A 23,614-nucleotide genomic window follows, 5' to 3' on the forward strand; every position below is an offset into this window, starting at 1 on the left:
GCCATTGGGAAATACCCCTCGCGCACCTTTGCGCTGGGTTTCCGAAGCCCCAACCTCCCCGGGGCAAAGGAGTGTGAAAATGGGTCACGAGTTGCAAGAATTCGAAATGGATCCCTCCCAGGAAGGTCCGCAGCCCGGACCGAGCTGGTCCTCGAAGCGCTGGCCGATCACCGATCCGGCCGCCGGCGACGAACTCACCCGCGCGCTCGATCCGATGGCGCTCAAGCTTGAAATCGCGAAAGCCGCGAAGAAGGGCGGAGCCAAGCTGGACGAAGCCGCGCTCGAACAGGCTGCCGCCGACTCGATCCGCGCCATGCTGCTGATCCGCACCTATCGCGTGCGCGGTCACCTAGCTGCCGATCTCGATCCGCTGGGCATTGCGCGCCAGAACCTGCCCGCCGACCTTTCGCCCGAATATCACGGCATCGTCGGTGCTGCGCTCGACCGCAAGACCTTCCTCGGCGGCATTCTCGGCATCGAATGGGCGACCCCGCGTGAAATCGTCTCGATCCTGCAGCGCAACTATTGCGGCAAGATCGGCTTCGAATACATGCACATCGCCGACGTGGAAGAACGCAAGTTCATCCAGGACCGCATCGAAGGCGGCGACAAGGCCATCGACTTCACGCCCAACGGCAAGAAGGCGATCCTGGCTGCCGTCATCCGTGGCGAGCAGTACGAAAAGTTCCTCGGCAAGAAGTACGTCGGCACGAAGCGTTTCGGCCTCGACGGCGGCGAGTCGATGATCCCGGCTCTTGAAGCGGTGATCAAGTACGGCGGCCAGCTCGGCGTTCGCGAAATCATCTACGGCATGGCTCACCGTGGCCGCCTGAACATTCTCGCCAACGTGATGGCCAAGCCCTATCGCGTGATCTTCCACGAATTCTCGGGCGGTAGCGCCAATCCCGAAGACGTGGGCGGCTCGGGCGACGTGAAGTACCACCTCGGCACTTCGACGGACCGTGAATTCGACGGCATCAAGGTTCACATGAGCCTTCAGCCCAACCCGTCGCACCTCGAAACGGTCGATCCGGTCGTTCTGGGCAAGACCCGCGCACAGCAGGTTTTCCGCGACGACATCGGTCCGGGCAAGCACAAGCAGGTTCTGCCGGTGCTGATCCACGGCGACGCGGCTTTCGCGGGCCAGGGCATCGTCTGGGAATGCTTCGGTTTCTCGGGCGTCCACGGCTACAACACCGGCGGTTGCATCCACTTCATCATCAACAACCAGATCGGCTTCACGACCAGCCCGAAATTCTCGCGCGGCTCGCCGTATCCCTCGGACGTCGCCAAGGGCGTTCAGGCGCCGATCATCCACGTCAACGGCGACGATCCGGAAGCGGTGACCTTCGCCTGCAAGCTGGCCATCGATTATCGCCAGAAGTTCGGTCGCGATGTCGTGGTCGACATGTGGTGCTATCGCCGCTTCGGTCACAACGAAGGTGACGAGCCCAGCTTCACGCAGCCGCTGATGTACGCCAAGATCCGCAAGCACCCCGGTGTCAGCGCGATCTACGCGGAAAAGCTTGTCGCGCAGGGCGTGATCGACGGGAACTGGAAGGGTGAAAGCGAAGACCACTTCGTCGCCACTCTTGAGACCGAGTTCGAAGCGGCCAAGAGCTACAAGCCCAACGCCGCCGACTGGTTCGGTGGTCGCTGGAGCGGTCTCAACAAGCCCGCAGATCCGGTTACCGCTCGCCGCAACGTGGCGACCGGCATCGACCAGAAGCTGTTCGACAGCCTCGGTCGCGTGCTGACCACGGTTCCCGAAGGCCTGACGATCCACAAGACCCTGGGTCGCGTGATCGATGCCAAGCGCGAAATGTTCCGCTCGGGCAAGGACTTCGACTGGGCAACCGGTGAAGCTCTCGCGTTCGGCAGCCTTGCCACCGAAGGCTTCAACGTGCGTCTTTCGGGTCAGGACTGCGGTCGCGGCACCTTCAGCCAGCGTCACGCGGTCTGGGTCGACCAGAACGACGAGCACAAGTACGTGCCTTTGGCGACGCTGCCGCACGGCCACTTCGAAGTCCACGACAGCCCGCTGTCCGAATACGGCGTGCTCGGCTTCGAATACGGCTATGCCAGTGCCGACCCGAAGACTCTGGTACTCTGGGAAGCGCAGTTCGGCGACTTCGCCAACGGTGCGCAGATCATGATCGACCAGTACATCGCGGCTTCGGAAGCGAAGTGGCTGCGTGCCAACGGCATGGTCATGCTGCTCCCGCACGGCTTTGAAGGTCAGGGTCCGGAACATTCGTCGGCTCGTCTGGAACGCTATCTTCAGCTCTGCGCCGAAGACAACATCCAGGTCTGCAACATCACCACGCCGGCGAACTACTTCCACGTTCTGCGCCGTCAGATGCAGCGTCCGTTCCGCAAGCCGCTCATCATCATGACTCCCAAGAGCCTGCTGCGCCATCCGATGGCGAAGTCGACTGCCGAAGAGTTCATCGGTGAAGGGCACTTCCAGCGCCTGCTTTCGGACATCAACGGCGCCAGCGATGCCGAAACCCGCAAGGTCATCCTGTGCAGCGGCAAGGTCGTCTACGACCTCTTCGAAGCACGCGACCAGCAGGGCATCAAGGACGTTCAGATCATCCGTCTCGAACAGCTCTACCCCTTCCCGGGTGAGCCGCTGGCTGCGCGCCTTGCCCGCATGCCGAACCTCGAGGAAGTGGTCTGGTGCCAGGAAGAGCCGAAGAACAACGGTTCGTGGTTCTTCGTCGAACCGCTGATCGAGGAAGCTCTCAAGGCCGCCAAGTGCAAGGTCGAACGTGCCCGCTATGCCGGTCGTGCGGCCTCCGCCTCGCCCGCAACGGGTCTGGCCAAGCGTCACGCTGCCGAACAGGCTGCGCTGGTCGCAAACGCCCTGGCCCTGTCGGTCCGCGAGGAAATCCGGCGCAAGGCAAAGGCCTGATCCGCTTTCTGCGAACGTTCCAGAACCATTTCTCCCCAGATACCTCCGCAAGGAACCTCAGGACATGTCCATTGAAGTCAAGGTGCCGACGCTCGGCGAAAGTGTCAGCGAAGCAACCGTCGGCCAGTGGCTGAAGAAGCCGGGTGAAGCCGTCGCTCTCGACGAACCCATCGCGAGCCTCGAAACCGACAAGGTTGCGGTCGACGTTCCCGCTCCAGCAGCCGGCATCCTCGGCCAGCTGCTGGTCCAGGAAGGCGACACCGTCTCGGTCGGCGCTCTCATCGCGCTGATCGAGGAAGCGGGCAGCGCGGCTGCCGCGGCTCCCGCAGCCGCTCCGGCCCCCGCTCCCGCGGCAACCCCGGCTCCGGCCGCTGCTCCGGTTGCCGCAGCTCCCGCTGCTGCCGCCCCGGCTGCTGAAGGCGACGTTGCCGCTCTCTCACCGGCCGTTCGTCGCGCCGTGCTCGAATACGGCATCGACCCCGCAACGGTGAAGGGCACCGGCGCCGGTGGCCGCCTGACCAAGGAAGACGTGATCGCAGCTGCGGCTCAGGCCAAGGCTGCGGCTCCTGCCGCGGTCGCTTCGGCTCCGGCCGTTGCCGCGGTTGCGGCTCCGGGCCGCAACGAAGAACGCGTCAAGATGACGCGCCTTCGCCAGACGATCGCCAAGCGCCTCAAGGGTGCGCAGGAAAACGCGGCGCTGCTGACCACCTTCAACGACGTCGACATGTCGGCCGTGATGGCCGCTCGCGACAAGTTCAAGGACAGCTTCGAAAAGAAGCACGGCATCAAGCTCGGCTTCATGTCCTTCTTCGCCAAGGCCGCCTGCCTTGCGCTCAAGGACATCCCGGCGGTCAATGCCCGCATCGAAGGCGACGAAATCGTCTATCACGACTACGTCGACATCTCGGTTGCGGTCTCGGCTCCGAACGGTCTCGTCGTTCCTGTCGTGCGCGACTGCGACAAGCTGTCGTTCGCGGGCATCGAACAGGCCATTGCCGGTTACGGCAAGAAGGCCCGTGAAGGCACGCTGACCATGGACGACATGAAGGGCGGCACGTTCACCATCTCGAACGGCGGCGTCTTCGGCGGCCTGATGTCGACGCCGATCATCAACCCGCCCCAGTCGGCCGTGCTCGGCCTGCACCGCATCGAAGACCGCCCGGTCGTTCGTAACGGCGAAATCGTGATCCGCCCGATGATGTACATCGCGCTGTCCTACGACCATCGCCTGATTGACGGTCGCGAGGCGGTGACCGCACTCAAGACCATCAAGGAAGCGATCGAAGAGCCGACCCGTCTGCTGATCGACCTCTGAGGCATATTCCTGCCCCCGGCGCACAAGGCCTGCCCGCACTCCTGCGAGCAGGCCGGGTTCGCCGGGCCCCATGCACCTCCCCATCCCTCAAGGGAGGCATTGCGAAGGACAATGGCAATGGCTGAATACGATTACGACGTGCTGGTGATCGGCGGCGGTCCCGGCGGCTATGTCGCGGCGATCCGCGCTGCGCAGCTTGGCCTCAAGACCGCTTGTGCCGAAGGGCGCGAGACGCTTGGCGGCACCTGCCTCAACGTCGGCTGCATCCCGTCGAAGGCGCTGCTCCACGGTTCGGAACTGTTCGAGGAAGCCGCCCACGGTACGCTCGCCAAGTTCGGCGTGAAGACCACCGGCGTGGAACTCGACCTTTCGGTTCTCCAGAACGAGAAGGCGACTGCGGTCAAGGAACTGACTGGCGGGATCGAATTCCTGTTCAAGAAGAACAAGGTTACCTGGCTCAAGGGTTATGCGACCTTTGAAGATCCGCACACCGTCACGGTTGCCGGCGCCAAGGTCAGCGCCAAGCACATCGTGATCGCAACCGGTTCGTCGGTCACTCCGCTTCCGGGCGTGCCTGTCGACAATGACGCGGGCGTGATCGTCGATTCGACCGGCGCCCTTGCTCTCGACAAGGTTCCGGGTCACCTCGCCGTCATCGGCGGTGGCGTTATCGGCCTCGAACTCGGCTCGGTCTGGCGTCGCCTGGGCGCCAAGGTCACCGTGATCGAATACCTTGACCAGCTCTTCCCCGGCATGGACGGCGAAGTCCGCAAGGAAGCAGCCAAGATCTTCAAGAAGCAGGGCTTCGAACTGAAGCTCGGCACCAAGGTCACCGGCGCGGAAGTCAAGGACGGCAAGGCCACCCTGACGCTCGAACCCGCAGCGGGCGGCGCTGCCGAAACGCTGGAAGCCGACGTCGTGCTCGTCGCGATCGGTCGTCGTCCCAACATCGACGGCCTCGGCCTCGACAAGATCGGCCTTGCCACCAACAAGCGCGGCCAGATCGAAACGGACCACGATTTCCGCACCGCCGTTGACGGCGTGTGGGCCATCGGCGACGTCATTCCGGGCCCGATGCTTGCGCACAAGGCCGAAGACGAAGGCATCGCGGTTGCCGAGAACATTGCCGGCCTGACCGGCATCGTGAACCACGACGTCATCCCCGGCGTCGTCTACACGCAGCCCGAATTCGCCGGTGTCGGCCTGACCGAAGAAGCCGCTCGTGAGCGCGGCGAAATCAAGGTCGGCAAGTTCCCGATGCTCGCGAACAGCCGCGCCAAGACCAACCGCGAACCGGACGGATTCGTGAAGGTCATTGCCGACGCCAAGACCGATCGCGTTCTGGGCGTGTGGGCGATTGCCAGCGTTGCCGGCACGATGATCGCCCAGGCCGCGCAGGCTCTGGAATTCGGCGCGACCAGCGAAGACATCGCCTATACCTGCCACGCTCACCCGACTCATTCGGAAGCGATCAAGGAAGCGGCGATGGCCGTGCGGGGCAAGCCGATCCACATGTGATCGCGCTGCCGTCCGTCAACGGACCGCATCCAGTCGAAAAGGGGTCGGCACGCAAGTGTCGGCCCCTTTTCCTTTGGGCGCCCCACAGGCCCGTCGACAGACCGATACACGGCAAGGTAAGCTCAGGACATGAAACGGCTCTTCCTGACGCTCGCAGCGGCCCTCCTGCCCTTCCCGGCGCTTGCCCAGATGCCCGCAATGGAGGATGCCAAGCCAGAATGCCCGGCCGTCATCCATGCCCCTGCGCCCTTTGCGGCCATCGCAGAGCCGCATCCGGCCAATGCCGCGCACCCCGGAGACGCGGTTGCGGTGTCGCTGTCCGGCCAGCCCGGTGCCTTTCTCGGCGAAGTGCACCTCATCATTGCGAAGGCCGGTACCTATCGCGTGGCGCTCGATGCCCCGGCGTGGATCGACATGATCGAGGACGGCAAACCGATCGATTCCTCGGCCCACACGCGCGGTCCCGACTGTTCCGGGATCCGCAAGATCGTCGATTTCTCGCTCAAGCCGGGCGATCATGTCCTGCGCCTGAGCAAGGGCGCGCTCCCGACCATTGCCGTGCTGGTCGTTCCGGCCAGTTGATCTGCCCGCTGATCCGATAAAAACCCGATGAGCCATGCCCATCGGGTTTGCGCGTCAGGCGATCTCGACGACAACCTTGCCGACCGCCTTGCGACTTTCAAGCAGGGCAATCGCTTCAGCTGCCCGGTCGAGCGGATAGCGGGCCGAAATGCGGGGACGGATCTTCCCTTCCTTCAGCAGATCAAACAGCGCGTCCACCTGCCCCTTGAACTTTTCCGGGTCTCGCACCGTGAATGCGCCCCAAAACACGCCGCAGACGTCGCACGACTTGAGCAAGGTCAGATTGAGCGGCAGGCGCGCAATGCCCGCCGGGAACCCGACGACCAGAAAACGCCCTTCCCAGGCGATCGCACGCAAGGCAGGTTCGGAATAGTCGCCCCCGACGATGTCGTAGACGATGTTCGCCCCTTCCGGACCGCAAGCGGCCTTGAACGCGTCGGCCAGTTCCCTTGACTGGGTCTTGTCGAACGGAGCCCGGCCATAGATCACGACCTCGTCCGCGCCTGCGTCCCGGGCAAGCGCGGCTTTCTCTTCCGACGAAACCGCCGCGACCACGCGCGCGCCGAATGCCTTCGACAACTCGACCGCCGCCAGCCCGACGCCACCTGCCGCCCCCAGCACCAGCACGGTCTGCCCGGGGCGGATATGCCCGCGATCGACGAGGCCATGGTAATTGGTGCCGTAGGTCATGAGCAGCGAGGCGCCGGTGTCGAAATCGACATCGTCAGGCAAGGCGAAGAGCCGCCCCTGGTCCACCAATGCATGAGTCGCAAGGCCGCCGTTGCCGACCATGCCGATGACGCGATCCCCGACTTTCCAGCCTTCGACGCCGTCGCCAACTGCGGCAACCACCCCGGCCAGTTCGCCGCCCGGCGCGAACGGGCGCGCCGGTTTGAACTGATAGAGATCGCGGATGATCAGAGTGTCGGGAAAATTGATCGAGCATGCCTTGACCGCGACCAGAACCTGCCCCGGTCCGGGCACCGGATCGGCGACCTCGTCCAGCACGAGTGTTTCCGGTCCGCCGACGGCGTGGCTGCGCAAGGCCTTCATTTCCTTCTCCCGCGTAATCTCTTGTCCTGCGAACGCGGGGCCCCAACGAAAAAGGGCGCCGTTGTCCGACGCCCTGTTCGTGCCAAGTTTTCGGCAGATTGGAAAGTGTTTTTAATCGACCAATTAAGCCGATGCAGCCAGATCGACGCCATGCGCAAGGAACGGCCGGTCCGCGCGAACCTCTGCCTCGAACCCGGAAATCGCGTCACCGCGTTCGAGCGTCAGCCCCACTTCGTCGAGACCGTGCATCAGGCAATGCTTGCGGAACGGATCGATTTCGAAAGTGAAACGGTCCTGGAACGGCGTCGTCACCGTCTGCGCTTCGAGATCAATGTCGATCGGGTCGGTCTTGGCCACTTCGACCAGCCGGTCGATGGCTTCCTGCGGCAGAACCACCGTCAGGATGCCGTTCTTGAAGGCATTGCCCGAAAAGATGTCCGAAAACGACGGCGCGATCACCGCATGGATGCCCATGTCGAGCAAGGCCCAGGCAGCATGTTCGCGGCTCGACCCGCAGCCGAAATTGTCCCCGGCGACGAGGATCGGCGAACCCTTGAACTCGTCGCTGTCGAAGAGATTGTCGGGGTTCTGCCGCAGGGTTTCGAACGCGCCCTTGCCCAGCCCTTCACGGGTGATCGTCTTCAGCCAGTGCGAGGGGATGATGACGTCGGTGTCGACGTTCTTCTGGCCGAACGGATAGGCGCGGCCGGAGATCTCTTTCACGGGTTCCATGGCGCCAAGCCTATACCCGGCCCGGCGCGGCATGCAACGCCTTGCCGCGCCTTCTCGTCCGGTTCAGTCGGTTTCCGGCGGCGTTTCCGGCAGGGTCGGCGCCTTGGCCTTTTCGTGGCGTTCCTTGCGCCGCGACGCAAACAGCACTCCGGCGGCAACAGCAGCCGATCCGATTGCCGCACCGGCCAGAGCCAGCTTGCCGCTCCAGCCGCTCGACGGGATATCGTCCTTATCGCTCATTTCAGTCCTCCCGGTTTGCAGCACCCTTCTGGATGCCGGATCCCGTTCATGGCAGCGCGCACTTGCTGCTGCCTGAACGGTCCCGTTATTTTCAAACCAGTTCGCGTACGTCGGTCAAGTGTCCTGTGACGGCAGCAGCGGCCGCCATGGCCGGGCTGACCAGGTGGGTACGAGCCCCCGGCCCCTGACGGCCGACGAAATTGCGGTTGCTGGTCGATGCGCAACGCTCGCCCGCAGGAACCTTGTCGGGGTTCATGCCAAGGCATGCAGAACAGCCCGGTTCGCGCCATTCAAGGCCTGCTTCGATGAAAATGCGATCGAGTCCCTCGGCCTCGGCCTGCGCCTTGACCAGACCCGAACCGGGAACGACGATCGCCCACTTGACCGTATCGGCCTTCTTCCGGCCCTTGAGCACGGCCGCAGCGGCGCGCAGGTCTTCGATGCGGCTATTGGTGCAGCTGCCGATGAAAACGTTCTGCACTTCGACCGAATCGAGTCGCTGCCCCGGAACCAGTCCCATGTAATCGAGCGACTTCTGCGCGGCGTCGCGCTTCGACGCGTCGGCAAAGCTGTCGGGCGACGGCACCACGCCGGTGATCGCGACGACGTCTTCCGGGCTGGTGCCCCAGGTGACGCTGGGCGCAATGGCAGCGGCATCGATCACCACGACCTTGTCATAAGTCGCGCCGGGATCGGTCGCGAGGCTGGCCCACCATGCGACAGCCTTGTCCCATTCCTCACCCTTGGGCGCATAAGGACGCCCCTTCACGTAAGCGAACGTCTTTTCGTCGGGCGCGATCAGTCCGGCGCGGGCGCCATGTTCGATCGCCATGTTGGACACCGTCAGGCGCCCTTCGATTGACAGGCTGCGGATCGCCGAGCCGGTATATTCGATGACATAGCCGGTACCGCCCGCCGCGCCGAGCACGCCGGTGATGTGAAGGACGACGTCCTTGGCACTGACGCCCGGAGCCAGTTCGCCCTCGACGCGCACTTCCATCGTCTTCGACTGCTTGAGCAGCAGGGTCTGCGTTGCGAGCACATGCTCGACTTCGCTGGTGCCGATCCCGAATGCCAACGCGCCAAGGCCCCCGTGGCAGGCCGTGTGGCTGTCGCCGCACACGATCGTGGCACCGGGCAGCGAGAAGCCCTGTTCCGGTCCGACGACATGGACGATGCCCTGTTCGCGATCAGCATCGCCGATATAGCGGATACCGAATTCGGGCGCATTGCGTTCGAGCGCGGCGAGCTGCTGGGCGCTCTGCGCATCCTTGATCGGGATACGATGGCCTTCGCCGTCGCGACGGGCCGTCGTCGGCAGATTGTGGTCGGGCACCGCGAGCGTGAGATCGGGCCGCCGCACCTTGCGTCCGGCGAGGCGAAGCGCCTCGAACGCCTGCGGGCTCGTCACTTCATGGACGAGGTGGCGGTCGATGTAGATGAGGCAGGTGCCATCGTCCCGACGTTCGACGACGTGGGCATCCCAGATCTTCTGGTAGAGCGTGCGCGGTGCAGTGTTTGCCATGCCATGCCGGTTAGGCCCGGCTGCGTCGCTTTTCAAGCATGCTCGACCGTCGGACGGCCCTCCCCGCACCCTTTTGCCTTACACGACGGATAGGCAGGAACGGCCCCACCCTGCTATGATCCCCTCCATGCTTGCCGCTCTCATCACTCTGGCCGCATTCCTTGCCATGGAGGGCGTCGCCTGGAGCAGCCACAAGTACGTGATGCACGGCTTTGGCTGGGGCTGGCACCGCGACCACCATGAGCCGCACGAGGGTTTTCTCGAACGCAACGATCTCTACGCCCTGTTCGGCGCGGCGATCTCGATCACGTTCTTTGCGCTGGGCAGTCCCATGGTGCGCGGGCACGCCGCCTGGTGGCCGGGGACGTGGATCGGGCTCGGCGTCCTGCTCTACGGGATCGTCTATACGCTGATCCACGACGGGCTCGTCCATCAACGCTGGTTTCGCCATGTCCCGCGCGGCGGCTATGCCCGGCGATTGGTCCAGGCGCACAAGCTGCACCATGCGACCATCGGCAAACAGGGCGGCGTCAGCTTCGGTTTTGTGTTTGCCCGCGATCCCCACGTGCTGAAACGCGAATTGAAGCGCCAGCGCGAAGCGGGCATCGCCATAGTGCGCGAGAAACTCTAGGCGAGGATTTCGACCCGATCACCCACGGCAATCGTCGCCGTGGCGTCGGGAATCGCGTTCTGGCCAAAGATCGACTCGCCCGCCTTACCCTTCCCCGGCATGATCCGTCCCATCGCTCGCAAAGTGCGCAAGGGTTCGCCGGGATAGGCGATCGCACCGCTGTCGACATCCTGCGTCGTGATGACACAGCGGGTGCAGGGTTTTACCACGCGCAAGGTCAAGGTGCCGATGCGCAGGACGTTCCATTCGTCCTCGGCGAAGGCCCCGCTCACCCCCGACAGGACGAGGTTGGGACGAAACCGCGCCATCGGGATCGGTGCGGGCAGCCGGGCATTGAGCGCGTCGAGCGATTCGACCGTCGTGATCAGCAAGGGAAAGCCGTCGGCAAAGCTGACCCGGTCATCGACCTGAGCAAAGGCCGGATCGACGGGGCGGCGGACGGTTTCAGGCATCCACACCAGTCGCACGTCCCGACCCAGAACGCCCGAAAGCCATTGCGCAACGTCACCGCCAGCATCGCGCGCGTCGAGATGATCGCGCCAGACCTGCACATCGTGCCAATCGCCCTCGCCCGGAATGGCGACCGCATGATCGCCCGCCTCGGGATGGGAAAGAACAAGACCGAAATCGGTCACCGCCGCCGACAGCCGCGCCATGGCAGGCAGCTCACGCCGGGTCAGGAAACGCCCCACCGGATTGGTCACCATCCAGCGCCGATCGCCCGAGAGGCCCATCGGCTCGACCGTGGCGCGATCGAGCGCACCTCCACCCAGCGATTTGACCGGGTAGAGGTAGAGCCCGGAGACGTGCACGATCAGGCTGCCCCGGCGATCCGGGCGGCATGTTCGCGCACCAGCGCGATCATGTTGGGCACCCCTTGCGTCCGGTTCGACGAAAGCTGGTTCCGGAGATCGAAGCGGGCGAGCAGGGCAGCAATGTCGGTCGCCGCCACTTCGGCAGCGGGTTTATCCTGCACCGCCGAAAGCACCAGTGCGACGATCCCCTTGGTGATCGCGGCATTGCTGTCGGCAAGAAAGTGCAGCCGGTCGCCCTTTTCCTCCAGGGGATAGACCCAGACACTGGCCGAACAGCCCCGCACCAGCGTCGCATCGGTCTTGAGTGCGTCGGGCATCGGTTCGAGCTCGCGGCCCAGTTCGATCAGAAGGCGATAGCGTTCATCGCCATCGAGGAATTCATATTCTTCGTAAATGTCGTCGAGCGTGCGCATGGCCCGGTTCCTAGGCGGCAGGCCCGTGGGTCGCAAGTCCCCCTGATGGTTACGCCCCCCCCGGCCGCTGATCGCTTCCTGGCGCTTACTGGCGCTTACTGGAGATGCTTGCCCTCTCCGGTGGTTGCAGCATCTTCCAGCCGCAAGGCCTCGATTTCCTGCGCCAGACTGTACCCGCGATCGGTGACGATGCGTTCGAGCACGCGGACACGCTCTTCGAGCCGTTCGCTTCGCGCGGCATATTGAGCCGCCTTTTCCGCCGTCGCCTGGGCGCGGATTTCCTCGATCCGCCGCTGATGCCGGGTCCAGATCGCAAACCCGCCGAGCATGAACGGCGCCAGCGGGATCAACAAGGCAAGGGTTCCATGGTCCATGATCGTTTCCCCTACTCAGCGAAGCTGTTCGATTTCCGCGGCCAGACGCGGATTGGACGAGACGTAGAACGCTTCGATTTCGGCAAGACGACGATCGATGTCGCGCAACTGCGCCCGCACTTCTCGTGCCGTGCGCGAAGGCGACTGCCGCACGCCCAGCCAGAATTTCTCTTCACCGGCATCGGCATAGAGATGTTGCGGTTTCTTTTGGGCCAGAAAGCCCAGCGCGAAATAGATGACCGGAACAAAGGCCACGCCCGTCAGCGTCAGCACGACGAAGGCAAGGCGAACCCACATCACATCGACGCCGATGTAATCGGAAATGCCCGCACACACGCCCATGACCTTGCCGTTGACCTTGTCACGATAGAACCGGGTCCGGGTCGTGTTCATCGGATCGACTCCTGCTGTCCGCCGAGGCGACGTTCAAGCTCACTGAGCCGTGCGTCGGCACCATCAAGGCCGGCCGCGTCCCGCAAAGGACGGAATTCGGGATGATCGGCCGCGACCAGACGTTCGACCGTGTTCATCCGTTCGTCGAGACGGCGGGCGAGACGGTACAATTCGTCGAGCAGGGCCTCGTCCCCGGCCGTTAGCGTCGCGGCAGTCTTCCACCGCGTGATATAGTGCAGCACGATCCACGGCAGCCCCAGAAACAGGGTGACGAAGGCCATGCCAGGTACGATCGCATCTTCCATATTAACCCCCTGTGCGGATCAGGCCGCGCCCGTTCCGTCGTTACCGCCCTTGCCCAGCGCGCGCTTCATCGCGGCCAGTTCCTCGTCGATGCGATCCTCGGCCGCGAGCGCGGCGATCTCGTCGGCAAGGTTCTGCTTGCCTTCGCCCGCCAGATTGAGCGCATCGGCACGGCCCTCGGCATAATCGACCCGGCGTTCGAGCTGGTCGAACCGCGCGAGCGCCTCATCCACCCGCTCGCTGGTCATCAGCGTGCGCAGGCGAACCCGGTTTTCCGCGCTTTCCAGTCGCGCGGCGATCGCGCCCTGACGGCTGCGGGCTTCGCGCAGGCGGTTCTGAAGCTTTTCGATGTCGGTTTCATAGGCCTTGAGCGCATCGGCCAGCACGGCAATCTCGCCGCGCAACTGCTCGGCCATGTCGCCCGCCTTCTTGCGTTCCATCAAGGCCGCGCGGGCAAGGTCCTCTCGATCCTTGGACAAGGCGAGCTGGGCCTTGTCCGCCCAGTCGGCCTGAAGCCGGTCGAGCCGATCGACATGGCGCTGCATTTCTTTCTGGTCGGCGATATTGCGCGCAGCCGAGGCGCGGACTTCGACCAGCGTTTCCTCCATCTCGAGGATGATCATGCGGATCATCTTGGCCGGATCATCGGCCCGGTCGAGCATGTCGTTGAAATTCGCCGCGATGATGTCGCGCGTGCGGGAAAAGATGCTCATAAGCGATGCTCCGTGGCGAGGCGGTGAAGACGAGGGACCGGCCCGCCCTTCGATGTCCTGAAAATCCGCGCCACGCTGCCTTGCAACGATGGCGCGATCAAGCCGGGAAAGCGTGACCGGCTCAGGCGTCATGCCAGTTCGCCGGTAATCGCTGCGGGGCTGGCAATGACATGCGGGGCGGCGACCACATGATTGGCATGGGCCACACCGCCGAGCGCGGCCAGAACGGCAAACCCGGCCCATACGGCGCGTCCGAGCGGCGATGCGAAAAGGCGGACAGTCTGGGTCACAAGCACTCTCCCGAAAAACCGAATGGCCCGGCTGGGCCTCGCCCTCCCAATCGCAAGCCGCGTGCCAAATCCGCATTCTCTTGAAATACCGCCATTTTCATCAAAAAGCCCCGCACGGGAATTGGGAAATCTTGCCCAGACTTGGGAAAATCTGCTATTTCTTGGCGATGGATCGCACGACCCAGTTGATCGGCCAGTCAGGCGCTTTTCTCGACGCGGTCGAACGGACCAGCCGGGCCGCTCCCTTGCGCCGTCCGGTACTGGTGATCGGCGAGCGCGGCACCGGCAAGGAACTGATCGCAGAGCGCCTCCATCGCCTGTCGAGCCGGTGGCAGGAACCGCTGGTGACGATGAACTGTGCCGCGCTCCCCGAAACACTGATCGAGGCGGAACTGTTCGGGCACGAGGCGGGCGCCTTTACCGGCGCGACACGGCCCCGCACCGGCCGGTTCGAGGAAGCGGACCGCGGCACGCTCTTTCTCGACGAACTCGGAACGCTGTCGATGGCAGCCCAGGAACGGCTCCTGCGCGTGATCGAATATGGCGAAGTCACCCGCATCGGCGCATCCCGTCCGATCCGCGTCGATGTGCGTATCGTTGCCGCCACCAACGAAGACCTGCCCGCCATGGCCGCCGCCGGACGGTTCCGCGCAGACTTGCTCGACCGGCTCAGTTTCGAAGTCATCACCCTGCCGCCGCTGCGCGTGCGCGAAGGCGACGTGGCCGTGCTCGCCGAGCATTTCGCCCGCCGGATGGCGGCGGAACTGGGGTGGGAAACCTGGCCCGGCTTTACCCCCGATGTCGCAGCACAAATGGAAGCATTCGCCTGGCCCGGCAATGTCCGCGAATTGCGCAATGTGGTCGAACGATCGGTCTATCGCTGGGACTACCCCGACCGCCCGGTCGGGGAGATGCAATTCGATCCGTTCGCAAGCCCGTGGAAACCCGTCGGGCCATCGTCGGGCGTTCACCCCGCGCCCGAGGTGGCTCCGTCACCCCTGCCCCCATCCGCCTCCCTCGATCTCGATGGCGTGACCGACTTGCGCGCGGCAGTCGATGCGCACGAACGCGCCATCGTCGAGCACCACCTCGCCCGCAATCGCTTCAACCAGCGGCAGACAGCCAAGGCCTTGGGGCTGAGTTATGACCAGTTGCGCCACTGCCTCCGCCGCCACGGCATCGGCATCAACGGATAGGAATCAGGCGGTCGCCGCCTCCCCTTGCGGTTCGTCGCTCGCCACGTCCTCGATATCGGGAGGCGGCACACGGAACAGCCCCGCTCGCCCGGCAGCATCGCCAAGCTCATCGCTCGAGGTCAGGCTGATCAGCCAGGGCGCGCAGAGCAATCCCACGGTCAAGGGCAGCAGCCAGATCGCGAGCCACGCATTGAGCAGCGCCGTCGCCGCAAACAGCGCGCCAAGCGCGAGGTGTTCGCGCAAGAGCGGCAGAACGCTGCGCACCTCGATCCGATGCGCGTCCCGGGTCTGCGTCGTCCATCCCGACGGAATGCCGAGCAGCAATCCGACCAGCGCCTTGGTCTGCGTCACCATCGTGATCGGGGCCAGCAGGATGGAAAAGAGCGTCTCGGTCAGGACCGACCGCACCACCGCGAACCCACCGCCGAAAGCCCGACGCCGGGCCCCATCGGCCAGAAGCCAGATCGCCCCCATGATTTTCGGTCCGAACAGCAAGACGAGCGTCAACCACAGGACATTGAACGGCATGCCCCCGGCAGGCTGATAGTCTCCCGTGACCCCCACCCGCAGGATCGAGGTCAGCAGCAGGAGCAGCCAGCCCGGCGAAGTGAGATAGGCGGTGGCGCCAAGGAACAGGTGCAAGCGGCTCGCCCCATTGAGGCCCGAGGCCCCGAGCAGGCGCAAGTGTTGCAGGTTCCCTTGCATCCAGCGGCGATCGCGAATGGAAAAATCGACGATGCTGGGCGGGAATTCCTCGTAACTGCCGCCGATCATGATCATGTGCACAGCCCATCCACGCCGCCGCAACAGCGCGGATTCGAACATGTCGTGGCTCTGGATATGGCCGCCGAACGGCGCCTTGCCGGGCAATTCGGGCAAGCCGCAGCTCTCGGCAAAGGCCCGCGTGCGCACGATCGCGTTGTGGCCCCAGAAATTGGCTTCCGCCCCTGACCACCACAACAGCCCCGCCGATGCGATCGGACCATAGGCTTCGCTCGCGAACTGCATCCAGCGCTGGAACAGGGTGCGGGCATTGGTGATCATCGGCACGGTCTGAAGCAGACCGATCGACGGGCGCTCCTCCATGATCGCGGCCATGCCGACGATCGCGGCCCCGCTCATCATGCTGTCCGCGTCGAGCACCAGCATGTTTTCATAGGCGCCGCCGAACCGACGCACCCATTCGGCGATATTGCCGGGCTTGCGCGCGATGTTCTGTTCGCGACGGCGGTAATAGACGTGGATCGGTGCCTGCGGGGCCAGTTTTTCCCACGCAGCGAGCTCCGCCTTGCCGTGGAACGGATTGGAATCGCTCAGGATGAAGAAATCGATCCAGCCTGCCCCACCGGCCTGGGCAATCGAACGGGCCATGGCGCGAACCCGACCGAACGTGTCCTCGACGCTTTCGTTGTAGACCGGCATGAGAACTGCGGTGCGATGGCGCAAGGCCGATGCCGGACTGGGGATCGCGGTGAAACCGGGATGCTCCCCGCTGATCAGCTTGAAGAAACCGATGGTCGAAACGACGAACCCGAACGCGACCCAGGTGAACAGCGGCACGAAGCACAAGAGCAGCATCGCGTCGAACAGGTCGAGCCCGTCGCGCGAAAACGACAGGCGCACTTCGCTCGACGCGGCAAGGCTGAACATCGCCGTCAGCAGGATCATCAGCAGACGCTTGACCGCCATGCCATGCGGACGCGTCTTGACCTCGATGGCGGCCGGGGGATTGCCGTCAAGACGCTGGACCGGCATGTCCAACGGTGCCTCTGCCGGAAGTTGCATGGGAAGCTGCACGGGAATGGTCATGGACGGACTGTCTTTATCACGGTCTCGCTGAACGCGTCCTGTCCGCGCCGCAGGAACAGGCGAAACTCGCTTTGCTTGAGCCCTTCGGTCCGCACGTCGAGCGTCACGCGCCACAATCCGGGCTGGCCTCCTACCGGCTCTGCCTTGTTGAGCAGGACGCTCGCGGGCGGCAAGTCGGTCACCGCCTCGATCCCGCTGCGGCGATCGAGTTCGGCAAGGCCGCCACCCCGGAACTGGAAGACATAGCGCGTCGCCCCGGCAATCGGATCTGCGCCGGGAACGCCGCCCGGTCCTTCGAACACGTCGACACAATGGGCATTGGCGTCCGCGCTCGGATCGCGACTGGTCCACACCAGTCGATAGGCGAAATCGCGCCGCTGGCCTGCCCGCGCGGGCGCATCGGCGATCCACATGGCCGCCATGTTGTCGACCGTCTCGGAGGCGCCGTTCATTTCATAAAGCATGATCGCCCCGGCGCCCCAGTCCCCGACCGGTTCGACCCACAGTGAGGGGCGCCGGTCATAAAAGCTGTAATCGTCCTGATAATGGTCGAAAGCCTGATCCCGCTGGATCATCCCGAACCCTTTCAGGTGATCGGCGCGCAACATGTGGACGCGCGGCGACGGCGGGTTGTCGAGCGGACGCCAGATGCGCTCGCCGCTGCCGGTCTGGATCGCCAGGCCGTCCGAATCATGCACTTCGGGGCGCCAGTCGGCCCGGTCACCACGATGCCCTTCCCCGAAATCGAACATGCTGGTGATCGGGGCGATCCCCAGACGGCGCACGGCCTTGCGCAGGAACAGCGTGCCTTCGACCGCCTGCGTCATGGCGAGCCCTTCTCGCCGGGTGTCGAGCGTGAAGGCTCCGGTCAACGAGGGACCATCGACCAACGCGTGGATAATCAGCCGGTCGCCGCCTTTCGCCTCGATCCAGAAATCGGTGAACGCGGGAAACTCTTCGGGCTCGGGCATCCCGGTATCGACCGCGACGGCCCGCGCGGACAGGCCATATTGCCCGCGTGGGCCCGAAGCGCGGAAATAGGCCGCGCCCAGAAATGCAAGCCAGTCCGACGCGCCGTCGGCATTCATGACGCGGAAACCGGCAACGTCGGCGCTCTCGCCTCCACCGAACAGGCCGTGGGTATCGACGATCTCGCGAGCCATTCCGCTATCGAGAACGTGGATCGCCACCATGTTGGTCGCCACATCGCGACGGGCGGGAAACAACCGCAACCCACCCGGAAGCGTCTCGGCCGCGCCATAGCTCAGGCGCACGTGGCTGTCGAAATCGGGCACCGCATGCGTGGCCAGCCGCGCGACCATCGGGCGTTGCGCGCGGCGCTGTGCCTCGGCCACCAGCCAGGCTCGATCGAAACGACGCGGGGGACCGAAACGACCGTTCGCGGAGGCCGCCAGAGCCGCACCGCCCGGCACGGCGCAACCAAGCGCCAGCATCACTGCAGCCATCCCGCCTCCGGCAAAAGTTCGACGGGAAATCTGTCCGACGTCGCTACGTTCCGGTTTGTCCATGGTCGCTGCCTTACCTTTTTGTGCGAAACACTGGTGTCGGGTCGGAACGATCCAACCCTGTCACAAGCCATACCCCGCAGGCGCAGTCCCCCCTTCGCGCCGCCATCCGATAATCACCCGCTCCCCGGGCTTCAGTTCACCCGAGAGAACCTCGCTGTGCCGTCCGTCGGTGCCGCCCAGCGTGACGGGGACGAAACGCGCCTCCCCGCCGTCGCTGTCGGTCACATAGACGCCGGTTCCCCGCTTGCGGGTCTCGTCATGCAGACGGAAACCCAGCGCCACGTTGGGAACCAGAACCATGTCCGCCCGTCCCGGCAGGGCAATCCGGGCCGTCACGTCGCGCCCCGGCAAAGGCAGGGGACGATCCGGTGTCTTTTCACCCTTGTGCACATCAAAAACAGCGACCTGTTCGATCCCGGTCGCCCCGTGAACGGCTTCGACGCGCAACAATTTCCCTTCGAAACGCGCCTCGCCCATGCCATCGACTTCGACTTCGGCACTGGCCCCAAGAGCAAGCCTTGCCGTATCAACTGCGCCGAGAGACACCGTCGCCGTCAGGCGCTCGGGATGGGATGCGATCGTGCACAAGGGTTGCCCGGCGTGAACGATCTGGCCCGGTTGCACCTGGCATCCGAGCAGCGCACCGTCGAACGGTGCCCGCACCGCTGCATTGCTGAGAGCGATGCGGTCGCGCGTCACTTGCCGCTCGGCCTCTTCGCCACGGGTTGCCGCATCGGCAACATCGAGACGGGCACGCCCCAGTGCCGCACGTGCGCCTTCCATTTCATTGAGCGAGGGAACCCGGCCGCCCGAACGGCGCCAGACGCTTTCATAGCGATCGAGCCGCACCGCCGCTTCGCGCAAGGCGTCGCGGGCGCGGGTCTGGGCGTCATCGGCCTGCGCCTTGGCCGCGACATCGGCATCGAAGGTGCGGGACAGCTGGGCGGTATCCATGACCACCAGCTCCTGCCCCGCATAGACTTGTGCCGCACGCGGATCGGGAAGGCCAACGACCGTTCCATCCTGCGCGGCAACGATCGTCACTTCGCCGTCACCATGCAGGCGCCCGCGCAAGGCGAGCACGGGGGCAATCTCACCCCGCTCGACCGGCACCGTGTAATAGGGCGAAGGCGACCCGTAAAAAAAACGCCCGAACAGGATGAGCACACTGATCCCGGTCAGCGTGAGCAACCCGAGCGTGAGCCAATGCCGACGCCGACGGCGCGGCACCGAACCGAGAAAGACGTCGAGGTCCGCACGGTCAGTCACAGGGCGCTCCCCCGGGGACTTCGCCCCGCCCTTCGTCAGTCCAGAGCTGGACGCTCGCTTCGCCGATCGCCCGCAGGCTTTCGACGCGGGCCTCCCGCGCGGCAAGCCCCGCAGCCTCCGCTACATAGAGCGTCGAAAAAGCGGCCATGCCGTTGCGATAGGCGAGCCGCGCATTGGCGAGCGCCTTGTCCGCCCGGTTCACGACGTCCTCGCGATCGCGGTGCAACACCTGGGCGTCGGCAAGATCGCCTCTGTCCTTGCGCACCGCGTCCTGCGCCCCGGCAAGAGCCTGCACCCACTGCGCCGCCCAAGGCTGGGTCGGAGAGGCGATCTGCTTCTGCAGGGCAGCGGCATCGAGATGGCGCACGTCCCGCCGGGCAAGCGTTCGCATTTCAAGCGCATGGAGATCAGGACGCCCGCCAACCTCGATCGGGGCATCCCTGTCGACGTCCCCAGCCCTGTCGGCAACCACCGCGATCCCTGCGCCCTGCCCCGTTTCCAGCAAGGTCCGCAAATCGGCTTGCGTCTTTCCGGTCAGGCGCGCCAGTTCTGCGAGCGCGCGGTCCAGTCCGGCACGCGCACCGTCAAGATCGGACGAAGCAAGTCCGACCATGATCCCCGCCATATCCTCGTCCAGCCCCGGAACCAGTCCGGCTTCGCGCCGAAAATGCGCGATTTCCCCATTGTCGCGGATTGCCGCCTCGCTCGCCATGCGTTCGGCGAGCCGTGCCTGCCACGCCCGGGCACGCAGATAGGCAAGGCCAATGTCGCGCGCCTGGGTCAGCCGCGCACCGGCCTTGTCCCAGGCCTGTGCCGCAGCCTCGACCCGTGCGGCGCGTTCACCATGAAAGACCCGGACCAGCCGTTGCCCGAACGTGCCATGCGGCGCTGCACAAACCGGCGCCGGTTCGCGCCCAAGCGCCTCTGCCGTCAGGTGATCGAGCACCGGATCGCCCGACGCCGTCCACCACGGCGCGGAAACATCTCCGGCGTGAACCGGGGCCGACAAAAGGTGCAACGCGCCATTCGCCTGCCGCTGCGGCGTGCACGCGGAACAGGCAAGAGCCGCCAGCAGGGACAGCCGGACCACACGGGGATCACTGGGAAAAAGCATTCGCACTTCAACTGCCGGTAGCAGAAATGGTTCCCGCCGAAGCGTCTCTTTGGCTCGGCCTATCGCGCTGCAGCAACGTCTTGTCGCCCCATTAAACATTACCGCCGCATGATGTCATCATTGACTTTCGTTCATGCACGTCATGCCGTGCGACAGGGCATCCGATCGGGAGGACCGCTTTGCCCTTGCCGAGAAAGGCCCCGCTCGCCTTCCTCGGCAAAGTCACCTAAAGGCCCGCGTCATGGCCCTCACCCGCCTTTCCCTGCGCGATTTTCGCAACCACGCCGCGACCCGGCTGGACGGCATGGCGACGTTCAACGTGCTGGTCGGGGAAAACGGCGCGGGCAAGACCAACGTGCTCGAGGCGATCAGCCTGTTTTCCCCCGGACGGGGCATGCGACGCGCACACCCCGCCGACATGGCGTCGAACAAGGGCGCCGGGGATTTCGCAGTAGCCGCAGAACTCGAAGACGGGGCGGTTCAGTTGAACACGGCGACAACGCCCGCAACCCCCGGACGCCGCACGGTGCGGATCAACGGCGCGGAAACCCCCGCCACTCGCCTTGCCGAATGGCTGGCGATGACCTGGCTTACGCCGGCCATGGATCGCCTCTTTGCCGAAGGAGCGACCGCGCGGCGGCGTTTTCTCGACCGGCTCGTGCTCGCGGGCGAACCGGGCCATGCACGCATCGCCACCCGGTACGAAGGCGCCTTACGCGAACGCAACCGATTGCTGGGCGAAGCCGACGAACCCGATCCGGTCTGGCTCGACGCTCTCGAAACCCAGATGGCCGAAACCGGGGCCCAGCTCGCAGCCTCGCGCCGCGCTCTGGTCGAACGGCTCAACACGGCGCTCGCCGCGCAGGACGACGGCCCCTTTGCCCGCCCCATTCTGGCCTATAACGGCGAGACACCGGTCGATGCGTCCGCCTTTGCCGCCGCCCTGCGCAACGGGCGTCGTCGCGACCGCGCCGCGGGACGCACCCTGACCGGCCCGCACCGCGACGATCTCGACGTTGTCATGGCGGCCAAGAATGCCCCGGCGGCCCATTGTTCGACCGGGGAACAGAAAGCCCTGTTGATCAGCATCGTGCTCGCCCATGCCGCCTTGCCCGATGCAGGAGGCGAGCGGCCGCGCCTGTTGCTTCTCGACGAAATCGCCGCACATCTCGACCCCTTGCGCCGGAGCGCGCTTTACGAACGCCTAGCTGCCTCCGGCGCACAAGTGTGGATGACCGGCACCGAGCCATCCCCCTTCGCCGACCTTCCCGCGCCGGCCGCATTCTGGCGCGTCGACGAAGGCAAAGTCGAAAGAATCTAGCGCGTTGCCTCTTTCAGGGCCGCGACAACGGTCGGCTCGGTTGCCTTGACGATCGCGGCCACTCCTTGCGCATTGGGGTGGATGTGATCGTCGAGCAGAAGTGCATTGTTGCCGATCACCGGTTGCAGGAAGAACGGCACCAGCCCGGCATGGTGCTTGCGCGCCAATTGCGGCCAGATCGGGTTGAACGCCTGACGATAGTCCTGCCCCAGATTGGGTGCCGCGAGCATGCCGGTCATCAGGACGGGGATATGCCGCGCCTCGAGCGCCTTGAGGATCGCGTCGAGATTGGCGCGAGTGTCGGCGGGAGGAAGGCCACGCAACATGTCGTTGCCCCCCAGCCCGACCATGACCAGAACCGGCTTTTTCGGCTGATTGTCGAGCGTGAAGGCCAGCCGTTGCAGAGCCGCCGCCGTGGTGTCGCCGGAAACCCCGGCATTGACGACCCGCGCGGGGACATGGTCTGCATTGAGCGCGCTTTCCAGCTGGGCGGGATAGCTCGCCCCCGGATCAAGGCGATACCCGGCATAGAGACTGTCCCCGAAAGCGAGAATGACGGGTGCATCAGGCGGTGGAGCCACGCGCGGCGGGGCGGACGCTGCCACCTCGGGCGCGACCATTGCTGCATCGGGGGCTTGCTGCCCCGTTTCACCGCCTGCTTCACCGCCCACCCCATGCCCGCATCCGCCCAGCGCAAGGAACAGTGCCGCGAGCGCCAGCCCCTTTCCGGTCATGGAGCCAGCCGTGGCGGGGCGCACGGGAAAATGCTTGTCGACGAAATGCATACAAGGTCCGATCGGGACAGTTGCCGGGTCCGCCCAATCTATGTCACCAAACGCAAGTGACAAGCACCAGCCCCATTATCGACGCCACCGATCTTCACCTCGTTCTGGGCGAAGGCGATGGCCGCGTTGCCGTGCTCGACGGGATCGACCTAAGGGTCGAAAACGGTGAGACGCTGGCGCTGCTCGGGCCATCCGGGTCCGGCAAATCCTCGCTGCTCGCGGTTCTCTCCGGCCTCGAGCGCGCGACCGGGGGGAAGCTCATGGTCGCAGGGCAGGATTTCACGGCCCTTGATGAAGACGGACTGGCAACCGCTCGGCGCGGCCGGATCGGTATCGTGCTACAGGCGTTTCACCTCCTGCCGACCATGACCGCGCTTGAAAATGTCGCGACCCCGCTTGAACTTGCCGGGGTTTCCGATGCCATGGAGCGAGCGCGGGTCGAACTTGCCGCCGTCGGCCTTGCCCACCGGCTCCATCATTATCCCGCCCAGCTTTCGGGCGGCGAGCAACAGCGCGTGGCGATTGCCCGCGCGCTTGCCCCCGCGCCCCACCTGTTGTTCGCGGACGAACCCACCGGCAATCTCGACCACGCGACGGGCACTGCCGTTGCCGATCTCCTGTTCGAGCGCGCGGGCAAGGCTGGCGCCACTCTGGTCATGGTCACCCATGACGAAGCCCTCGCCCAACGCTGCGGACGGATCCTCCGCCTTGCCGACGGACGCATCCAGAGCGACCTTCGGGCATGAGCGCAAGCGAAAGGCGTAGCCTGTCCTGGCG

Annotated in this window: 24 protein-coding genes; 8 read left to right on the top strand and 16 right to left on the bottom strand. The window is 64.9% G+C overall.

Annotated elements, in window-relative coordinates:
• The first annotated feature begins 79 nt into the window (after nt 1-79).
• From Y88_RS06315 to Y88_RS06330, 4 genes are all read left to right on the top strand, one after another.
• The gene (locus Y88_RS06315) at nt 80-2,917 is read left to right on the top strand and encodes a 2-oxoglutarate dehydrogenase E1 component (RefSeq protein ID WP_026166946.1); all 2,838 of its coding nucleotides are present in this window, start codon (nt 80-82) and stop codon (nt 2,915-2,917) included.
• A gap of 64 nt (nt 2,918-2,981) precedes the next feature.
• Nucleotides 2,982-4,232 carry a 2-oxoglutarate dehydrogenase complex dihydrolipoyllysine-residue succinyltransferase gene (odhB, locus tag Y88_RS06320; RefSeq protein WP_008067327.1) on the top strand — a complete coding sequence of 417 codons (1,251 nt, stop codon included), beginning with the start codon at nt 2,982-2,984 and terminating at the stop codon, nt 4,230-4,232.
• Nucleotides 4,233-4,349: 117 nt separating this feature from the next.
• Complete coding sequence (lpdA, locus tag Y88_RS06325; protein ID WP_018075766.1) at nt 4,350-5,750, top strand: dihydrolipoyl dehydrogenase; 1,401 nt, start codon at nt 4,350-4,352, stop codon at nt 5,748-5,750.
• A gap of 129 nt (nt 5,751-5,879) precedes the next feature.
• On the top strand, nt 5,880-6,332 hold the full coding sequence (locus Y88_RS06330; protein ID WP_008067333.1) for a hypothetical protein: 453 nt from the start codon (nt 5,880-5,882) through the stop codon (nt 6,330-6,332).
• A gap of 54 nt (nt 6,333-6,386) precedes the next feature.
• On the opposite strand, the gene Y88_RS06335 is transcribed toward Y88_RS06330, so the two are convergent.
• The 4 genes from Y88_RS06335 to leuC form a co-directional block, all read right to left on the bottom strand.
• The gene (locus tag Y88_RS06335) at nt 6,387-7,385 is read right to left on the bottom strand and encodes an NADPH:quinone oxidoreductase family protein (protein WP_008067335.1); all 999 of its coding nucleotides are present in this window, start codon (nt 7,383-7,385) and stop codon (nt 6,387-6,389) included.
• Nucleotides 7,386-7,508: 123 nt separating this feature from the next.
• The gene (gene leuD / locus Y88_RS06340; RefSeq protein WP_008067336.1) at nt 7,509-8,117 is read right to left on the bottom strand and encodes a 3-isopropylmalate dehydratase small subunit; all 609 of its coding nucleotides are present in this window, start codon (nt 8,115-8,117) and stop codon (nt 7,509-7,511) included.
• Nucleotides 8,118-8,180: 63 nt separating this feature from the next.
• Nucleotides 8,181-8,357, bottom strand: a complete 177-nt coding sequence (locus Y88_RS19340; protein ID WP_008067339.1) for a hypothetical protein — start codon at nt 8,355-8,357, stop codon at nt 8,181-8,183.
• 91 nt (nt 8,358-8,448) lie between these two features.
• A complete protein-coding gene (gene leuC / locus Y88_RS06345) occupies nt 8,449-9,882 on the bottom strand; it encodes a 3-isopropylmalate dehydratase large subunit (RefSeq protein WP_008067342.1) in 1,434 nt (477 codons plus the stop codon).
• Between the two features lie 127 nt (nt 9,883-10,009).
• On the opposite strand from leuC, the gene Y88_RS06350 reads away from it, so the two are divergent.
• The gene (locus tag Y88_RS06350; protein ID WP_008067343.1) at nt 10,010-10,513 is read left to right on the top strand and encodes a sterol desaturase family protein; all 504 of its coding nucleotides are present in this window, start codon (nt 10,010-10,012) and stop codon (nt 10,511-10,513) included.
• Here the strand turns inward: Y88_RS06350 and Y88_RS06355 are convergent.
• From Y88_RS06355 to Y88_RS19135, 7 genes are all read right to left on the bottom strand, one after another.
• On the bottom strand, nt 10,510-11,325 hold the full coding sequence (locus Y88_RS06355) for an MOSC domain-containing protein (protein WP_008067344.1): 816 nt from the start codon (nt 11,323-11,325) through the stop codon (nt 10,510-10,512). The genes Y88_RS06350 and Y88_RS06355 overlap by 4 nt on opposite strands.
• 2 nt (nt 11,326-11,327) lie before the next feature.
• Nucleotides 11,328-11,741 (bottom strand): SufE family protein, encoded by a 414-nt coding sequence (locus Y88_RS06360; protein WP_008067345.1) that lies wholly within the window; start codon nt 11,739-11,741, stop codon nt 11,328-11,330.
• Between the two features lie 95 nt (nt 11,742-11,836).
• Complete coding sequence (locus Y88_RS06365) at nt 11,837-12,115, bottom strand: hypothetical protein (protein WP_008067346.1); 279 nt, start codon at nt 12,113-12,115, stop codon at nt 11,837-11,839.
• Between the two features lie 15 nt (nt 12,116-12,130).
• On the bottom strand, nt 12,131-12,508 hold the full coding sequence (pspC, locus tag Y88_RS06370) for an envelope stress response membrane protein PspC (protein ID WP_008067347.1): 378 nt from the start codon (nt 12,506-12,508) through the stop codon (nt 12,131-12,133).
• On the bottom strand, nt 12,505-12,813 hold the full coding sequence (gene pspB, locus Y88_RS06375) for an envelope stress response membrane protein PspB (RefSeq protein ID WP_018075767.1): 309 nt from the start codon (nt 12,811-12,813) through the stop codon (nt 12,505-12,507). The genes pspC and pspB overlap by 4 nt, the downstream gene beginning before the upstream one ends.
• A gap of 18 nt (nt 12,814-12,831) precedes the next feature.
• Nucleotides 12,832-13,656 carry a phage shock protein PspA gene (pspA, locus tag Y88_RS06380; RefSeq protein WP_008067349.1) on the bottom strand — a complete coding sequence of 275 codons (825 nt, stop codon included), beginning with the start codon at nt 13,654-13,656 and terminating at the stop codon, nt 12,832-12,834.
• Nucleotides 13,653-13,814: a hypothetical protein gene (locus Y88_RS19135; RefSeq protein WP_008067352.1), complete on the bottom strand. Its 162-nt coding sequence runs from the start codon at nt 13,812-13,814 to the stop codon at nt 13,653-13,655. The genes pspA and Y88_RS19135 overlap by 4 nt, the downstream gene beginning before the upstream one ends.
• A gap of 167 nt (nt 13,815-13,981) precedes the next feature.
• On the opposite strand from Y88_RS19135, the gene pspF reads away from it, so the two are divergent.
• Nucleotides 13,982-15,010, top strand: a complete 1,029-nt coding sequence (gene pspF / locus Y88_RS06385; protein ID WP_008067353.1) for a phage shock protein operon transcriptional activator — start codon at nt 13,982-13,984, stop codon at nt 15,008-15,010.
• Between the two features lie 3 nt (nt 15,011-15,013).
• Here the strand turns inward: pspF and mdoH are convergent, their stop codons facing one another.
• The 4 genes from mdoH to Y88_RS06405 form a co-directional block, all read right to left on the bottom strand.
• Entirely contained in the window at nt 15,014-16,819 is a 1,806-nt protein-coding gene (mdoH, locus tag Y88_RS06390; protein ID WP_008067355.1) for a glucans biosynthesis glucosyltransferase MdoH, read from the bottom strand.
• Nucleotides 16,816-18,285: a glucan biosynthesis protein gene (locus Y88_RS06395; RefSeq protein WP_018075769.1), complete on the bottom strand. Its 1,470-nt coding sequence runs from the start codon at nt 18,283-18,285 to the stop codon at nt 16,816-16,818. Before Y88_RS06395 ends, mdoH begins: the two co-directional genes overlap by 4 nt.
• 123 nt (nt 18,286-18,408) lie before the next feature.
• Nucleotides 18,409-19,617, bottom strand: a complete 1,209-nt coding sequence (locus Y88_RS06400; protein ID WP_008067360.1) for an efflux RND transporter periplasmic adaptor subunit — start codon at nt 19,615-19,617, stop codon at nt 18,409-18,411.
• Entirely contained in the window at nt 19,610-20,731 is a 1,122-nt protein-coding gene (locus Y88_RS06405) for a TolC family protein (protein WP_018075770.1), read from the bottom strand. Before Y88_RS06405 ends, Y88_RS06400 begins: the two co-directional genes overlap by 8 nt.
• Nucleotides 20,732-20,972: 241 nt before the next feature.
• Between Y88_RS06405 and recF the strand changes: the two genes are divergently transcribed.
• A complete protein-coding gene (recF, locus tag Y88_RS06410; RefSeq protein WP_018075771.1) occupies nt 20,973-22,052 on the top strand; it encodes a DNA replication/repair protein RecF in 1,080 nt (359 codons plus the stop codon).
• Here recF and Y88_RS06415 read toward each other — a convergent pair.
• The gene (locus Y88_RS06415) at nt 22,049-22,837 is read right to left on the bottom strand and encodes an arylesterase (protein ID WP_008067365.1); all 789 of its coding nucleotides are present in this window, start codon (nt 22,835-22,837) and stop codon (nt 22,049-22,051) included. The genes recF and Y88_RS06415 overlap by 4 nt on opposite strands.
• Nucleotides 22,838-22,893: 56 nt before the next feature.
• Between Y88_RS06415 and Y88_RS06420 the strand changes: the two genes are divergently transcribed.
• Complete coding sequence (locus tag Y88_RS06420; protein ID WP_008067367.1) at nt 22,894-23,583, top strand: ABC transporter ATP-binding protein; 690 nt, start codon at nt 22,894-22,896, stop codon at nt 23,581-23,583.
• Nucleotides 23,584-23,614 lie beyond the last annotated feature (31 nt).

Origin of the sequence: Novosphingobium nitrogenifigens DSM 19370 (assembly GCF_000192575.1) — a bacterium.
Classification (GTDB): domain Bacteria; phylum Pseudomonadota; class Alphaproteobacteria; order Sphingomonadales; family Sphingomonadaceae; genus Novosphingobium; species Novosphingobium nitrogenifigens.

Coding starts and splice junctions, on each gene's coding strand:
- Y88_RS06315 (WP_026166946.1), top strand. CDS start 80: ATGGGTCACGAGTTGCAAGAATTCGAAATGGATCCCTCCCAGGAAGGT.
- odhB (WP_008067327.1), top strand. CDS start 2,982: ATGTCCATTGAAGTCAAGGTGCCGACGCTCGGCGAAAGTGTCAGCGAA.
- lpdA (WP_018075766.1), top strand. CDS start 4,350: ATGGCTGAATACGATTACGACGTGCTGGTGATCGGCGGCGGTCCCGGC.
- Y88_RS06330 (WP_008067333.1), top strand. CDS start 5,880: ATGAAACGGCTCTTCCTGACGCTCGCAGCGGCCCTCCTGCCCTTCCCG.
- Y88_RS06335 (WP_008067335.1), bottom strand. CDS start 7,385: ATGAAGGCCTTGCGCAGCCACGCCGTCGGCGGACCGGAAACACTCGTG.
- leuD (WP_008067336.1), bottom strand. CDS start 8,117: ATGGAACCCGTGAAAGAGATCTCCGGCCGCGCCTATCCGTTCGGCCAG.
- Y88_RS19340 (WP_008067339.1), bottom strand. CDS start 8,357: ATGAGCGATAAGGACGATATCCCGTCGAGCGGCTGGAGCGGCAAGCTG.
- leuC (WP_008067342.1), bottom strand. CDS start 9,882: ATGGCAAACACTGCACCGCGCACGCTCTACCAGAAGATCTGGGATGCC.
- Y88_RS06350 (WP_008067343.1), top strand. CDS start 10,010: ATGCTTGCCGCTCTCATCACTCTGGCCGCATTCCTTGCCATGGAGGGC.
- Y88_RS06360 (WP_008067345.1), bottom strand. CDS start 11,741: ATGCGCACGCTCGACGACATTTACGAAGAATATGAATTCCTCGATGGC.
- Y88_RS06365 (WP_008067346.1), bottom strand. CDS start 12,115: ATGGACCATGGAACCCTTGCCTTGTTGATCCCGCTGGCGCCGTTCATG.
- pspC (WP_008067347.1), bottom strand. CDS start 12,508: ATGAACACGACCCGGACCCGGTTCTATCGTGACAAGGTCAACGGCAAG.
- pspB (WP_018075767.1), bottom strand. CDS start 12,813: ATGGAAGATGCGATCGTACCTGGCATGGCCTTCGTCACCCTGTTTCTG.
- pspA (WP_008067349.1), bottom strand. CDS start 13,656: ATGACGCCTGAGCCGGTCACGCTTTCCCGGCTTGATCGCGCCATCGTT.
- pspF (WP_008067353.1), top strand. CDS start 13,982: ATGGATCGCACGACCCAGTTGATCGGCCAGTCAGGCGCTTTTCTCGAC.
- mdoH (WP_008067355.1), bottom strand. CDS start 16,819: ATGACCATTCCCGTGCAGCTTCCCATGCAACTTCCGGCAGAGGCACCG.
- Y88_RS06395 (WP_018075769.1), bottom strand. CDS start 18,285: ATGGCTGCAGTGATGCTGGCGCTTGGTTGCGCCGTGCCGGGCGGTGCG.
- Y88_RS06405 (WP_018075770.1), bottom strand. CDS start 20,731: ATGCTTTTTCCCAGTGATCCCCGTGTGGTCCGGCTGTCCCTGCTGGCG.
- recF (WP_018075771.1), top strand. CDS start 20,973: ATGGCCCTCACCCGCCTTTCCCTGCGCGATTTTCGCAACCACGCCGCG.
- Y88_RS06415 (WP_008067365.1), bottom strand. CDS start 22,837: ATGCATTTCGTCGACAAGCATTTTCCCGTGCGCCCCGCCACGGCTGGC.